Source organism: Limosilactobacillus coleohominis, assembly GCF_016901675.1.
Lineage (GTDB): Bacteria > Bacillota > Bacilli > Lactobacillales > Lactobacillaceae > Limosilactobacillus > Limosilactobacillus intestinavium.
On sequence record NZ_JACJKU010000012.1, the window covers coordinates 15,122 to 29,481 of the forward strand.

Consider the following 14,360-nt stretch of genomic DNA (forward strand, 5'->3'; position numbering starts at 1 on the left):
ATTTTTAGCCTAATGTGATAACTGTAACAACTGCAATAATTGCACAAACTAGTTGGAAAATCCAGAACGTGATGTCAATTTTCCACTCGCTCCACCCGATCATTTCAAAGGTATGATGAATCGGCGTCATTTTGAAAATTCTTTTCCCGGTTGTCTTAAATGATGCAACCTGGAGAATAACACTTGCTGTTTCAATAACATAGACCAGACCAATCATTAACAATGACCATTCATGATGCAGCAACAAGGCTACTGCCGCCAAGCTAGCCCCTAACGACAATGAACCCATGTCTCCCATAAAGATTTTTGCTGGTTTGTGGTTGAACGGGAAGAAACCTAATAAGGCACCAATAATTGTTAAACAGAAAATTGCTACTTCATTTTGCTTCTGATATAAAGCAATTACTAGATATGCGGCAAATGAAATTACGGCTAACCCAGTAACCAATCCGTCTAATCCGTCGGTTAGGTTAACTGCATTAGAGAACCCAACCATCCAGAAAATAATGAATAGTCCATATAGCCAACCAACCTGGGATTCACCAAATCCCATTTGAAAGCCTTCATGTTGATAAATGGCTGTAAATACCATCGCGGCAATAACCTGACATAAAAATTTTTGCCAAGGCTTAAAACCTTCATTTTGGTGATGAAAGATTTTTATACTGTCATCCCACATTCCAATAAGGCCATATACCACCAATGTAAATAACAATGCCCACATAGTGTTGGTTAACTGTCCATTAAAAATTCCGACAACTATGATTGCTATCACTGTTGATGCTATAAAAAGGATTCCACCCATTGTTGGCGTTCCAGCTTTTTTAGCATGCCATGTAGGACCAATCTCTCTAATTTGCTGACCTTCTTTTTTAGCACGAAAGTAGCGAATCAAATATGGCATTAAAAAATATGTTAACAAACCTGCAAGCACCAGTGAAACAAGCCCACTGATTACAATCTTACTAGACATAAGTGTTCCTCCTAAAATTCTACTTCTCTTCAAAATTAACCTTTAATTGCTGTCCAGAGCGAACCTCTGTATTCTCCTTAATGCTTTGTGACTTAACAAAACCACTTCCTGATGAATCAAGTTTCAAATTCAACATCTGGGTCAACTGGCTAACATCAGACTGGCTCCAGCCACTGATGTTTGGCATTTTAACCTTGCCATTTGTTACCAATATAATTCGATTATTAATCATCGAGTCGGTACCAGGAGCGATTGATTGTTTCTTAACCTTTTTCCCATCTCCCAGAACCGTCACTTGTAAATGTTTGCCATTCAACTGATTCTGAGCGCTTTTGGCACTAGCCCCTACGACGTTAGGAACTCTTGTAACTCCCTGTTGCTTGGTTGATCTAGTAGTTTGCTTATCAAGTAACGTCTTAATAATTGGGGTTGTAATCGAAGAGATGGTCTTTTCAGCCGGGCCATTACTCGTTGTCGGCTTACGCATTGTGATATAAATAATATATTTAGGATTTTTGGCAGGAGCTAATCCAACAAAAGAGTAAATATAGTTATTAGATCCTTGCTCATAACCATTAGCCCCACCAATCTGGGCTGTTCCTGTTTTACCCGCAATTCGGTATCCCTTCACTTTATACAGTTGACCAGTACCTACTTTATTATAGATAACACCTTCCATATATTTTCGAGTTTCTTTTGCGGAAGCGGCACTAATTGGCTTACCAACTTGCTTTGGATGAACATTTTTAACCGTCTTATTTTGGCTATTTGTGACTTTATCAACGATGTATGGCCGCATCATTTTACCATTATTAGCAACTGCACTAAATGCTTGCATCATTTGCATTGTATTAACGGTAATCCCTTGACCAAACGAAGTGTTTGCTTGCTCTAAGACACCACGGAAAGTTGTTGTCCCAGAGGATTCTCCTGACATGCCGTAGACTTTAGTCGGTTTCAGGAAGCCGAAGCTCTTTAAATATTTCATCCAAGTCTTGGCTCCCATATTCTGTTCAATATGAGCAAACCCAACGTTACTGGACCTATAGAAAGCTTCTTTAAAGGTAATGTTTCCCCAACCACTAGTATTCCAGTCGGTGATCTTACCTCCTTCCATTTCCCAGGTACCAGACTTATAAGTTCCATTTGGGTTGAAATGCCCAGAATCAATTGCAGAAGCTAATGCCATAACTTTCATCGTTGATCCAGGTTCATATGTATCTTGAATTAATGCATTAGTCCAGGATGGATTTTTGGAATTCATTGTTGGGCGTTGAGTAGCAGCAACTATTTTACCAGTTTTAGCCTCCATTACGACTGCAGTTATCGATGCAGGTTTAGTACTTTTATCAGCACTAGTTACCAAGTTTTCTAACTGATGCTGAACATTATTATTTAATGTCAGAGTTACATTATCACCATTCTTAGCACTTTTACCTGCTTGTGGTGAATCTGATAACCGATATCCATAGACATCGTTTTGAGATTTTTTATACCCATCTTTTCCAGACAACTGCTTATTAAAATAACTTTCTAAGCCAATTTGTCCTACTAACCGCGACTGCCCAGTCTTCTTATTAGTCTTTACCGCAGTGGATCCAAGTAATTGCCTAGCAAATTCGCCTTCCGGATACTGACGGGCAGGAGTTTTTATGAAATTAATTCCCGGCAATTTTTGCGCTTTTATTTCTTCCATCTTGCTTACGGAAATGTTTGATCCTGCTGTTCCAAATTGAACTTGATATAACTTCTTTTTAGGAGTTAATATCTTGTAAACTTTTTTCTCGGGCATGTCAAGGTAGTGCGCTAATATTCTAGCAGTCCTTTTTTTATTAGTTACATATAAAGGCTTACCTTTGACACTCTTTTCGTTTTTATCTAAAACAGCATAAACAGTATATTTACTAGTATCCCTTGCCAAAACATTTCCATCCGCGTCATAAATATTTCCACGTTGTGCTGGAATAATCCTTGACTGAGTATACCTTTGCTGAGCTGCTGCTGCCAAATCGTGATTCTTTACGTCCTTGATAACAGCAATATAAGCAAAACGAGCGATAAATAATAAAAATAGGCCGGCGACTACCATACACAGCCATTTACCAAACTGCTTATGGTTCCGTTGACCTGAATTATTATTTATCGTTCGTTGTTTTTTATCAGTAGGCTCCATTATTTATTAACGTTCCTTACATTAATATTTGAATCTTTAAGGTTATACTTATTTGCAATCTTTTGCAAACTTGATTGGCTCGTTGCATCACCAATTTCTTGTTGTTGACTAATATTAGAATTATTAACCTGACTAATTTTGGACTGAACGTCTTGCAAATGACGCTGAGAATTATTCACACTAATTTTGGATGATACTAACGTCACCATCATCGCACAAATCACTAGCGCACAACATGTTGTTAGTAGATACTCAAACTTAGAAAAGGCCACTGGCTTGAACACCGGTTGGCTCTGTGTTTCTACATGTTCGCTGTGTTGTGGCACAGTTAATTTTCTGGCAACGTTAGTATTATAATCCATGATTTCCACTTTCCTTTTTATTTAATTCTTTCAATAATTCTCAAATGAGCACTATGTGCACGGTGATTACTCTTTAACTCTTCTGGACTAGGTTCAATTGGTTTTTTATTAACCAATTTGTAATGCGGTTGCATTTCTGGAGGAATTACTGGTAACCTTGCTGGCACATCTTGAAGAGTTGTTTTTTCTCGAAACATTGTTTTTACTAATCGATCTTCTAGCGATTGAAACGTGATTACACTAATGCGTCCTCCAACTGCTAACAAGTCTAATGCTTGCTCGAGCGAGGATTCTAATACACCTAATTCATCGTTCACCGCAATGCGAATCGCCTGAAATGATTTTTTTGCTGGGTGACCGCCATGACGACGTGCACGAGCTGGAATTGCTTCTTTAATCACATCAACTAATTCAAAGGTCGTAGCAATTGGTGCTTTCTTACGGTGTTCTTCAATTGAACGAGCAATCGACTTAGCAAACTTTTCTTCACCATACCGATAAAGGATTTTAACCAGTCGTTCATATGGCCAATCGTTGACGACATCGTATGCAGACAACTTTTGATCTTGATTCATTCTCATATCGAGTTTGGCATCATGTTGATAACTAAACCCACGCTTAGCATCATCAAATTGTGGAGATGAAACTCCAAGATCGTAAACAATCCCGTTAATTTGATCAATATTATATTCTGACAAATCATTACGTAAGTTTTTAAAATTATCTTTTATGAACGTAACTTTTCCTTCATCGACGTAATCTTTTAAATTATGCAAGTTGTAATTAATAGCAGTCTTATCTTGGTCGAATGAATATAAGTGTCCATTATTCAATTTTGAAAGAATCAGCCCACTATGACCACCACCGCCAAGAGTTGCATCAACATATATACCATCCGGATTAACATTTAATCCTTCTACGGCTTCATTCAAGAGAACCGTAACGTGATCAAATTCCATGCTATTTGGTTCTCCTTTCTAGAAATCAAAATCAATATCTTCTGCAACATCGTCAAAATCTTCGGCAGCTTGTTCACTGTATTCTTGCCAAGCATCTTCGTCCCAAATTTCAAAGTGTGATGAGACACCAACCACAACACATTTTTTTGAAATACCAGCGTAATTAATCAAAATTTTTGAAAGATTGACCCGCCCTTGACGATCGAATTCACACTCAATTGCTGCTGAATAAATCAACCGTACAAACTGGCGAACATTCTTTTTAGTCATGGGCAACTTTTCAAGCTGTTGTTTCAATTTATCCCATTCCGCCATGGAATAACCTGATAAACACCTATCCATTCCTCGAGTAATTACAAATCGCTCGCCCAATTGAGACCGAAATTTTGCGGGGATGATTAGTCTTCCTTTATTATCGATCGAGTGATTAAATTCACCCATAAACATGACTAATCCCCCCTTTTCATTGATTACAAAACCAGTTTACCACAATCCCCCACTAACCACCACATTCTTCCACGAATTACCATTTCTTATAACAAAAAAAGCACTGTCAATAAATTGACAGTGCTTTAATTACAGTTATATCAACATTTTATGGGGTGGGGAGATGACAACAAAAAATTGAAACAACATATGAAACAATCATCAATCCTACCCCTAAAATCCAAAATTGTTGCCAAAATGGCCGATATAAAAATTCATGATTTGAAATCAATTGCTTGATGACCAATCCAATCCCCAGGAGCGCAATTAAAATTAATGGATATGCAATGTAATAATATCCAAGATTCCACCAAGTAAGGGCAAATAAAAGAATTGTCCAAACAATGGGATGATGGATTCTCCCTTGCTTGCCAAGCTTTAAATTAATGAAAACTAATGAGAATAGTTTTTCAACAAACCAATAGCATAAAATGATTAATACTTCGATTAGGATACGTTGGTAATTCAATTTATAAATTCCTTTCCCCACTTTGAAATTATTACCAATTTTAACATATTTATTAATGATTATTTGAATTTCTGTTGTAGATTGATTAAACTGTAACCTAATAAATATATGGAGAATGAGTACAATGCAAAAGAAAAATAAATCTACTTTTCAAAAAATTACTATGGTAGCTGTTTGGCTAATGCTCATTGCAATGTTAGGCTCACTTATTTTAGGTGCAATTGCTTCATTTATGTAATAAGCTTTCCATAGTTAAACAATAAAAATAAGCTTCAGGTGTTCGATATTTTTATTAACACCTGAAGCTTGTTTTTTCTCACTTATTAAAAAGTAATAATCGACCCGCTAACTAATTGGAACTATCATCCTTTTGCTTATACACCTCTCGTGGCTTAGACCCATTTGCAGGCCCTATATAACCGCGCTGCTCCATATCATCAATAATACGTGCAGCTCGATTATAACCAATTCGAAACCGTCTTTGAATTAAGGATGTTGAAGCTTTTTGCTGATCAATCACAAACTCTAACGCTTCTGGGAACAACTCGTCTTGTTCTTCATTATCCTCTTCCTGTTTGATTTCTTCGTCCGAAATCATCATTTTTTCATCATAGTTTGCTGGTTGTTCGTCTTTAATAAATTTAACAACGTTTTCAACATCTCTATCAGAAATAAAAGCTCCTTGAACACGTGTCGGCTTATTTTGGTCAATTGGTTCAAACAGCATATCACCCCGACCCAAGAGTTTTTCAGCACCATTAGTATCAATAATGGTTCTTGAATCTACCCCGCTTGAAACTGCAAATGCAATTCGGGACGGAACGTTTGCCTTAATCAATCCAGTAATAACATCTACTGATGGCCGTTGTGTTGCCAAAATCATATGAATTCCTGCAGCACGTCCCATTTGGGCAATTCTGACGATCGAATCTTCTACTTCCTTAGAAACAGTCATCATCAAATCCGCTAATTCATCTACTACTACCAAAATCAGCGGTAAATATGGATGATTGTCATCGGACCCATGATGCTCTTTTAGCTGTTCATTATACCCATTGATATTACGAATGCCAAAACTAGCAAATAATTCATAACGACGTTCCATTTCTGCCACAACTTTGGCCAACGAACGGGCAGCTTTTTTAGGGTCAGAAACTACTGGCGAAAGTAAATGCGGAATCCCATTGTAAACACTTAACTCAACTTTTTTTGGATCAATCATTAAAAACTTCACTTGATGTGGTTTAGCCTTAAGCAAAATGCTTGTAATAATGACGTTTATAGCAACGGATTTACCACTACCAGTCGCCCCAGCAATTAACAAATGCGGCATCTTTGTGAGATCGGCCGTCATGATATCCCCAGTAACTGTTCTACCAAGTGGCACTTCCAATGGCTTGTCAAGATGCTTAGGAGCTGATTCAACCATATTTCTGAAGCCAACAGTTGCCACTTTTTTATTTGGAACTTCGATACCAATCAGTGACTTTCCAGGAATAGGTGCTTCAATTCTAATATCTTTAGCTGCCAGTGCTAATGCCAGATCATCAGCTAAATGCGTAATCCGACTAACTTTCACTCCTACAGCCGGTCGTAATTCGTATTTAGTAACAGAAGGACCCAGGTTAACATTCTCAATCGTCGCATCTACTCCAAAAGATTTCAAAGTAGATTGCAATTTATCGGTATTTTCTTTAATCGAATTTAAGTCTTCACTTTGATCGGTAGCATTAACCTTGGTTAACAATGATGTTGGTGGCAATTGATAATTTTTATCATCTGCGATATCAGTATCAGCAAAGTCCCCAATTGGCTGTGCTGATTCATCTTTATTCTTATCAGTATTTGATGGTTTATTAGGTTGAGCTTGTTTTACTGCAGACTCGGAAACTGTAGGCTGAGTAGCTACAGTAATTTTAGGTTCGACTTGCTGAGAAGGCTTGTTTTCATCGCCATTAAACGTTTCATTAACATTATTTTTAATGGCAGGCTTCTTGTCAAAAGTTACTGATACATCACCTATATTTCGTTTACTATGAACTGCTTTTTGACGATTCTTAATTTTTGTTGCCAGGATGGACAGGCCGCGTTGAGCAGATAATAAAATGCTATGCCAAGGGATTTTAAAGAAAATAGTAATACCAGCAAGCATTAAAATCCATGATAGTACCATGGCTCCCACTTGCCCTACCAATAATTCAGCTCCGGCGTACAAAAGTGCCCCAATCATTCCACCACCAATCGGCATGGTGGTATCTGAATTAACAATACTTTGGCCAACATTATTCCATGTAATCATCAAAAAGTGATTATGTTGATTTAATTCACCAAACATTTGTGCATGCAACAAGAGTAACAACCCTAAATAAAAAACAAGTACTCCCCATACCCAGTTTTTTCGGAAGTGAACCATTTGGTTGTAAATTGTTAGACCAATGGAATAAAGGATAACAATTGCCATTAACAATAAGTAACTTTGGCCAACCAATATTTTATAAATGCCAAGGATAAATGTCCCAATAATTCCCAGCTGAAACATCCCGGTCAATGTTAACAGTATTATTAAAATCCCTGAAAGGCTACCAACCAATTTATTATTTTTATTAGTCTTAGTTACACGTTTACTTTTTCTTCTCGGGCGTCGTTTTGTAACTTTTTTTTCCGCCATTGTAATCCTTCCTTATTTCAGTTTATCAAATGGGTACTTATGAACTCTTGAAAGGTTCGGGAAACTTTGCTGACGTAAGGCTTCATAAATAACAATGGCTGCACTGTTAGATAGGTTCAAAGCACGAATATTAGAATCATTTTGTGGAATTCGAATTGCTAATTCTGGATAACGCCGCATAAATGGTTCCGGAAGACCAGTAGTTTCCTTACCAAATAAGAAGTAATGATCACCGTCTTCATTATAATTAACATCAGTATAATCACGAGTAGCAAATTTAGAAACTAAATAAAGATGTTCTAAATTGTCAACAGAGTCCATGAAACTTGGTAAATCATCGTGATAAATCACTTTAACCTTATCCCAATAATCCAATCCTGCTCTTTTCATATATTTATCATCCGTTGAAAATCCTAACGGTTTAATCAAATGTAAAACAGTATTAGTACCGGCACAAGTTCGGGCAATATTACCCGTATTAGCTGGAAAGAGCGGCTCAAATAAAACAATATGGTTGGTCATAATTTCTCTCCTTTTTTGCAAATAAAAAAAGCAGGGTCTCGGTGTGGGCACGGCGAAACGCTGCTTTAATGAAGTGCAACTTAGCAAGTACCAACGAACCCAAAAGATCGATGTCGCTTGCTAAATGATTTCTAAAAAGTATTATATCATAATCTTTTTCCATAACAAGGATTATTTCAAATTTCCAACTAACAAATCTACGTCAACTGTAACTGACTTTAATTGTTGCACTTCATTTAAATCTAATTCACGCACATTCTTTCCCCAATGAAGTGGTGACATTAAGATCATTGATGAACGCAAACTTTCTGGAATTTCGAAAAGATATTTAATATTAATAACTTTAGCATTTTGGTAATGTTTTAAGAAAAGTTGTTCCACCGCAGAATTATCATAATGTTGATGACGATCATCCGCAGGATAGAGTAATTTTCGCATTTCCTGTAGGTAACTAGCACCTGGAATCACCTTAAAGATTTGACCGCCCGGGTTTAGAACACGGTTAAATTCATGATAATCTGATGGCGAGAACAATTCAATAATGGTGTCCATTGAATCATCAGCAAATGGTAGTTGTCGTAAGTCAGCTAAGCAAAAAAATAAATCTGGATTTAATTGCGTTGCTAACTGTACACCTGCACGTGAAATATCAAAGCCTATATAGGTATCCTCTTTGCATTCCCGAATCTTTTGCAAGCGAGCCAGTGGAGTCCCCTCTCCAGTACCGACATCTAAAATTTTCTGCGGCTGATCCGGCATTAATTGATTAATCCGATCTAAAATACCGTTAAATAATCCAGCATTTAGTATTGCGCGCCTTGCTTCGAGCATATCCTGATTGTATTCACTTTTGACACCACGATTTAGGAAATAAACATATCCGTGTTTATTAATATTAATCCGATGATTATTAACACACTGTAGCTGATGTTGATCTATGTTTTTAAATGACGATTGACAGACCGGGCATCGAAGCAACCCCATATTTTGGTGTAACCACCGTTCAACTATTTCAATTTTCTTCATTATGCTCACCTTTTTCTGATATTATTCTATCATACAACCAAAACTGGTAGATCCAATATGAAACTGATATCATATAGGTACACTAATTAGGAGGCACTCAAATGTCTGAAGATTTTTTAATTGGAACCTACACCAAAAAAGATAGTCAAGGGATGTATGCTGTCACCTTAGACACTGAAAATAACCAATTGGTTAATGACCACTTGATTCTTAATTTGCAAAAGCCTGCTTATTTGCAAGTTGCAAGCCATAACTTAATATTTGCCGTTCGTCAAGAAGGTGAATTAGGAGGTGTCGCGTCGTACCAAATCAATAATGGTAAAACAACTTTAATTGATAAATCATTATCTGTTGGTGCTCCTCCTGCATATGTCGGTTTAGATACTAATCGTCATTTGTTGTTTAGCGCTAATTACCATACTGCAGAAGTAAATATCTATCGGATTGATGATGCGGGCCATTTAACTTTGACTGATTCAATCCGCCATGAAGGAACAACGGGTCCTAAGCCAGAGCAAGTAGATGGTCCCCACCCACATTTTGCGGACTTAACTCCTGATGGTCACTTAGCAGTTTGTGATCTTGGAATGGACCTGTTAGTAATTTATAACATTGATGAGGATGGAAAATTAACATCCGCTGGTCAATATAAATTTGAGCCTGGCTTTGGCACTCGTCATCTAGTCTTTCATCCTAATGGAAAATATGTTTATGTATTAGGTGAACTAAGCAGCAAGCTTGCTGTCTTAAAATATAATGCTAACAATGCTTCTTTTGAACAATTACAAATTGTTAAAACCATCCCTGCAGATTGGACTGCCCATAATGGAGCAGCTGCAATCCATATCACTAAAGATGGCAGATTCATTTATACTTCTAACCGTGGTGAAAACACAATTGCTGTTTTTGAAATTCAAGATGATTACACAGTTAACCATGTTCAATCAATTTCAACCGAAGGTGATTTCCCTCGAGACTTTGAATTAAGCAAGGACGAAAGTTTTTTGATTGCCTCTAACCAGAATAGTGATAATTTAACACTATTTAAGAGAAATGCCGAAACTGGTAAACTAGAAATGTTACAGAAAGATGTGTACAGTCCTGAGCCCGTGTGTGTTAAAAAGTGGTAGTTAAGTCTAAATACCAATGAAGCCAAGTTGATATTCAGTAATTCCTTTTGGAAACTGAAATCAACTTGGCTTTTTTACTTAATATGATTAATTAGATTTTCCATATCATCTGGTAAAGCAGCATGGCAAACAATCTGCTCATTTTTAAATGGACTATAAAAACTAACTGTTTGACAGTGAAGCGCTTGGCGGTTAATTAAGCTTAAATCTCCACCATACATATCGTCACCTAATAACGGATGACCCAAAAAACTAAAATGGACGCGAATTTGGTGGGTCCTGCCTGTATGAAGATTAATTTTTTCAATTGAACCTTGATTGCTTCGATAAAGAGTCCAATATTCCGTTACTGACTCCTTACCATTACAATTAACTCTCCGTTGAACAAAAGATGATGGATCGCGCTCAATCGGAGCATAAATGTAACCGTGGCTTGTGTTAACAGCTCGACCGCCGACAACTGCTAAATATTCCTTATAAACTTGATGATGCTTGAGTTGCTTATCTAACACAGCATGTGCAAAGCGGTGTTTGGGAAAGACCACTAAGCCACTAGTGTTTTTATCCAATCTAGTTGCAACGTGAGTAACCTGATTATTATACCCCTGATGAATGTAATATGATTTAACCCTATTCACCAAACTATCCTGAACCGCTACATGATGAGCAGGTACCGTCGCAACCCCAGCATCTTTATTGATTACCAGAAAATCTTCATCTTCAAAAGCAATCTTAAATGGTTCATCACAAAGCGTGATATTAGGATTAGCAGGCTCATCCGGTAACAGTAAACTAACTTGCTGACCAGGTTGAACAAGATCGACAGCCCAAGCACTTGCTCCGTCAATAAACATTGCTCCACCATGAAAAATTGCAATTTTCATTAATGAGCTAGTGACTCCAAAAGATTTAAAAACACTTCTTAATTTACGAGGAGTATTACCTTGATATTGCCATGTAAAAATCATTTACATACCACCAATAAATGAGTCACGAACACGTTGCCAGAAATTAGTGTGACGGTACTTGGCAAACCGGATTTTTTTGTCAGAAACTTGGTATGTCAACTCAACTAAATGATGCTTCTTTTGATCTAAAACCCACTGTTGACGATCACAGGTTAACACAATACTTGATTCTTCTCGTAATCGTAAGGTCAAGATATTATCAGATCCAAAAATTGTTGGAGAACCAAGCGTTCGAAAAACACGATTATTTAAAGAGGCCATTTCTGCTAATTGAAAACCGATAATGTGAGGATCTAATATTGCCCCACCAACTGCTTTATTATAAGCAGTTGATCCAGTTGGCGTCGAAATACATAAGCCATCTCCGCGAAACCTTTCAAATAGCTCATGATTTACATAAACGTCACCTACCATTGTCTTAGTGACATTCTTTACAGTAGATTCGTTCAAAGCTATTTTATGCAAAATTTGCCCATCAGAGAACTTTGCAGTCATATCTAATAATGGGTAACTAACTGATTGCCCAGCGCCGTCTTTCAGACTCCTAATAAGGTCGTCAACCTCAAAATTTCTCCAATCCGTATAGAATCCCAGATGTCCAGTGTGGATTCCAATAAAGCGAATTGTACTTAATTGCGATTCGTACTTATTGAAAGCCGATAATAATGTACCATCCCCACCAATTGTAATTACAATATCGGGACGGTTTTCATCATATTCGATCTTGTATTCTGTTAATCCTTGCATAATTAATTTGCGGATTCTTAAAGATTCTGGGGACGAATACGTATATACAGCTACCTTCATATAATCACCGTCTATTTATTATCATTCAAAGTATCATTACCATGTTCATCTAAACTGTTATTTTTCGACCAGTCTGTGTTTTTACTATATGAAAAAAGGTTTTGAGCTTCTTGAATTTCTTCACGAATTTCTGACATCTCATTATCCAATTTAAAGGCCGCTTCAGCAGCACTCTTTAACCTTGCCGAGAGGTCACTTGGAAATGCTCCTTGGTATTTGTAATTAAGCGAATGTTCAATAGTCGCCCAAAAGTTCATTGCAAGGGTTCTAATTTGGATCTCAGCTAATATCTTCTTTTCTCCCGTAATTAATTGAACTGGATACTCAATTACAATATGGTAAGAGCGATAACCACTTGGTTTTACATTAGAAATATAATCCCGCTCTTCTAAGATATTCATATCACTACGTTCTCTTAGTAAATCGACCACTTCGTAAATATCTTCTACGAACTGGCACATGATTCGTACACCTGCAATATCTTGCATATCCTGTTCCAGTCGATCTTCAGAAACATGTCTCCGTACCATCTTTTCTTTAATACTGTCAACTGGCTTTACTCGTCCGGTAACGAATTCAATTGGTGAATGCTGAGCCTGATCTTGGTACTGTTTTCGCATTCCACGGAGTTTTACTTTTAATTCATTTACAGCTTGCTGATATGGTAATAAGAAATGTTGCCAATCCTCAACCATTACTTTCCCTCCTCAGTTGATACCACATCATTTTATCATAGGTTTATCAACTCTGCTCATTTTACTAATCGCTTATTCAAAATTGCCAATTTTTGTTCAACCGTATCAAACCAAAGTGCCCTCCTTTTAATCACACATCTGTTATTGTGAATTTCAATAATCCCTTGTTTTTTGAGAATCATAGTCCACTCTTGAATAAGATTATTTTGCATTTGTTGAAAATTATCTTTTGAAATGCATGGGAACGGATTCCAGTGCCCCAACATAATCAAGAACTGTCGCCACTGCTGAAGACTAAACCACGAATGAACAGTATATGTTTCTAATGCAAGAAGTGAACTGATTCGCCATTCAACAATTTCCTCTTCTAATAGGGGTAATCGAACATTAATATCATGAACAAAAAGTGGGCAGCAACAAAGGATATGGCCATGTTGATATGCCAGATTGGCTAATTGACGCCTATTTGCGTTATTTTTACAATAACGATTTAGCAGATTGATTTCAGTCTTTTCTCGATGCCTACTGTAATTATAATAATTAATTTGTTTAATGTTGAGATTACCACTATTGATATTCCAAAAATATAGTACCGGTTGATTTTGGTGCCAATGTGTAAATTGGGCGATTTTATTTGTATGCAGATGCTTCAAATAACGTTGTCCTAAAAACCAATAACATTGAATGTTGCTTAACCGGTAGCCTTGATTCCTAGCTGTAATTGCCTCTGCACTCAAGGGACTACACTGAAATTCAATAGCCACAACCTTTGTGCCAATCTGACATAAAATATCAGCTCGTTGATCTATCAGCGGCAAACTGACTTCTAATTGGGGATGCCAGCCCCTTTGTTTTGCCCATTCGTAGATTTGAGATTTACCAGTTAAATGTTCACTTGTTTCCCCTTGATGATTAACTTTACGGCTATAGTGTGCAAAATATTTCCGGCCCTTTTTACTAGTTTTTACAATTAATGGCTGTTGACATTCTGGACAAAAAAATGACTGGTTTGTTGCAGCCTGGTTAATGTAGGCTAAATTACCATTTTGATCAATAGCTACTTTCATACTGATTCCTCCATTCAGTATGAAATAACGTAAAAATAATCATTATTGCTTAAAG

General features: G+C 37.0%; 15 protein-coding genes. 2 read left to right on the forward strand and 13 right to left on the reverse strand.

All coding sequences use genetic code 11. From position 1 onward, the window contains the following. Window positions 1-4 precede the first annotated feature (4 nt). From mraY to H5975_RS02260, 6 genes are all read right to left on the reverse strand, one after another. The gene (gene mraY / locus H5975_RS02235; RefSeq protein ID WP_204784705.1) at window positions 5-973 is read right to left on the reverse strand and encodes a phospho-N-acetylmuramoyl-pentapeptide-transferase; all 969 of its coding nucleotides are present in this window, start codon (window positions 971-973) and stop codon (window positions 5-7) included. Window positions 974-992: 19 nt separating this feature from the next. Next, a complete protein-coding gene (locus H5975_RS02240) occupies window positions 993-3,146 on the reverse strand; it encodes a penicillin-binding protein (protein WP_204784706.1) in 2,154 nt (717 codons plus the stop codon). After that, window positions 3,146-3,508, reverse strand: coding sequence for a cell division protein FtsL (locus tag H5975_RS02245; protein WP_204784707.1), 363 nt, complete (start codon window positions 3,506-3,508; stop codon window positions 3,146-3,148). The genes H5975_RS02240 and H5975_RS02245 overlap by 1 nt, the downstream gene beginning before the upstream one ends. A 17-nt stretch (window positions 3,509-3,525) precedes the next feature. Then, window positions 3,526-4,467 (reverse strand): 16S rRNA (cytosine(1402)-N(4))-methyltransferase RsmH, encoded by a 942-nt coding sequence (rsmH, locus tag H5975_RS02250; RefSeq protein ID WP_204784708.1) that lies wholly within the window; start codon window positions 4,465-4,467, stop codon window positions 3,526-3,528. 18 nt (window positions 4,468-4,485) lie between these two features. Beyond that, window positions 4,486-4,914: a division/cell wall cluster transcriptional repressor MraZ gene (mraZ, locus tag H5975_RS02255; RefSeq protein ID WP_204784709.1), complete on the reverse strand. Its 429-nt coding sequence runs from the start codon at window positions 4,912-4,914 to the stop codon at window positions 4,486-4,488. Window positions 4,915-5,062: 148 nt separating this feature from the next. After that, window positions 5,063-5,422 carry a hypothetical protein gene (locus H5975_RS02260; RefSeq protein WP_204784710.1) on the reverse strand — a complete coding sequence of 120 codons (360 nt, stop codon included), beginning with the start codon at window positions 5,420-5,422 and terminating at the stop codon, window positions 5,063-5,065. 124 nt (window positions 5,423-5,546) lie between these two features. On the opposite strand from H5975_RS02260, the gene H5975_RS02265 reads away from it, so the two are divergent. Next, window positions 5,547-5,660, forward strand: a complete 114-nt coding sequence (locus H5975_RS02265) for a DUF4044 domain-containing protein (RefSeq protein WP_178659894.1) — start codon at window positions 5,547-5,549, stop codon at window positions 5,658-5,660. A 111-nt stretch (window positions 5,661-5,771) separates the two neighbouring features. On the opposite strand, the gene H5975_RS02270 is transcribed toward H5975_RS02265, so the two are convergent. The 3 genes from H5975_RS02270 to H5975_RS02280 form a co-directional block, all read right to left on the reverse strand. Then, window positions 5,772-8,090, reverse strand: coding sequence for an FtsK/SpoIIIE family DNA translocase (locus tag H5975_RS02270; protein ID WP_204784711.1), 2,319 nt, complete (start codon window positions 8,088-8,090; stop codon window positions 5,772-5,774). 12 nt (window positions 8,091-8,102) lie between these two features. Continuing rightward, window positions 8,103-8,612, reverse strand: coding sequence for a tRNA (cytidine(34)-2'-O)-methyltransferase (locus tag H5975_RS02275; RefSeq protein WP_204784712.1), 510 nt, complete (start codon window positions 8,610-8,612; stop codon window positions 8,103-8,105). Between the two features lie 171 nt (window positions 8,613-8,783). After that, the gene (locus tag H5975_RS02280) at window positions 8,784-9,638 is read right to left on the reverse strand and encodes a methyltransferase domain-containing protein (RefSeq protein WP_204784713.1); all 855 of its coding nucleotides are present in this window, start codon (window positions 9,636-9,638) and stop codon (window positions 8,784-8,786) included. A gap of 101 nt (window positions 9,639-9,739) precedes the next feature. Between H5975_RS02280 and H5975_RS02285 the strand changes: the two genes are divergently transcribed. Next, entirely contained in the window at window positions 9,740-10,768 is a 1,029-nt protein-coding gene (locus H5975_RS02285; protein WP_204784714.1) for a lactonase family protein, read from the forward strand. A gap of 74 nt (window positions 10,769-10,842) precedes the next feature. On the opposite strand, the gene H5975_RS02290 is transcribed toward H5975_RS02285, so the two are convergent. Genes H5975_RS02290 through H5975_RS02305 form a run of 4 tightly spaced genes read right to left on the reverse strand, consistent with a single transcriptional unit; the run spans window position 10,843 to window position 14,305 of the window. Continuing rightward, on the reverse strand, window positions 10,843-11,736 hold the full coding sequence (locus H5975_RS02290; RefSeq protein ID WP_204784715.1) for an RluA family pseudouridine synthase: 894 nt from the start codon (window positions 11,734-11,736) through the stop codon (window positions 10,843-10,845). Beyond that, window positions 11,737-12,543: an NAD kinase gene (locus H5975_RS02295; protein WP_178659882.1), complete on the reverse strand. Its 807-nt coding sequence runs from the start codon at window positions 12,541-12,543 to the stop codon at window positions 11,737-11,739. A gap of 11 nt (window positions 12,544-12,554) precedes the next feature. Beyond that, window positions 12,555-13,238, reverse strand: coding sequence for a GTP pyrophosphokinase (locus tag H5975_RS02300; protein ID WP_204784716.1), 684 nt, complete (start codon window positions 13,236-13,238; stop codon window positions 12,555-12,557). 56 nt (window positions 13,239-13,294) lie between these two features. Then, window positions 13,295-14,305 (reverse strand): competence protein CoiA, encoded by a 1,011-nt coding sequence (locus H5975_RS02305; RefSeq protein WP_204784717.1) that lies wholly within the window; start codon window positions 14,303-14,305, stop codon window positions 13,295-13,297. Window positions 14,306-14,360: the final 55 nt, after the last annotated feature.

Bases quoted from the DNA above. Each gene is read 5' to 3' on its own strand.
- H5975_RS02270 (WP_204784711.1), bottom strand. From the start codon at position 8,090: ATGGCGGAAAAAAAAGTTACAAAACGACGCCCGAGAAGAAAAAGTAAA.
- H5975_RS02265 (WP_178659894.1), top strand. From the start codon at position 5,547: ATGCAAAAGAAAAATAAATCTACTTTTCAAAAAATTACTATGGTAGCT.
- H5975_RS02240 (WP_204784706.1), bottom strand. From the start codon at position 3,146: ATGGAGCCTACTGATAAAAAACAACGAACGATAAATAATAATTCAGGT.
- H5975_RS02280 (WP_204784713.1), bottom strand. From the start codon at position 9,638: ATGAAGAAAATTGAAATAGTTGAACGGTGGTTACACCAAAATATGGGG.
- H5975_RS02295 (WP_178659882.1), bottom strand. From the start codon at position 12,543: ATGAAGGTAGCTGTATATACGTATTCGTCCCCAGAATCTTTAAGAATC.
- H5975_RS02300 (WP_204784716.1), bottom strand. From the start codon at position 13,238: ATGGTTGAGGATTGGCAACATTTCTTATTACCATATCAGCAAGCTGTA.
- mraY (WP_204784705.1), bottom strand. From the start codon at position 973: ATGTCTAGTAAGATTGTAATCAGTGGGCTTGTTTCACTGGTGCTTGCA.
- H5975_RS02285 (WP_204784714.1), top strand. From the start codon at position 9,740: ATGTCTGAAGATTTTTTAATTGGAACCTACACCAAAAAAGATAGTCAA.
- H5975_RS02290 (WP_204784715.1), bottom strand. From the start codon at position 11,736: ATGATTTTTACATGGCAATATCAAGGTAATACTCCTCGTAAATTAAGA.
- H5975_RS02275 (WP_204784712.1), bottom strand. From the start codon at position 8,612: ATGACCAACCATATTGTTTTATTTGAGCCGCTCTTTCCAGCTAATACG.
- rsmH (WP_204784708.1), bottom strand. From the start codon at position 4,467: ATGGAATTTGATCACGTTACGGTTCTCTTGAATGAAGCCGTAGAAGGA.
- H5975_RS02305 (WP_204784717.1), bottom strand. From the start codon at position 14,305: ATGAAAGTAGCTATTGATCAAAATGGTAATTTAGCCTACATTAACCAG.
- H5975_RS02245 (WP_204784707.1), bottom strand. From the start codon at position 3,508: ATGGATTATAATACTAACGTTGCCAGAAAATTAACTGTGCCACAACAC.
- mraZ (WP_204784709.1), bottom strand. From the start codon at position 4,914: ATGTTTATGGGTGAATTTAATCACTCGATCGATAATAAAGGAAGACTA.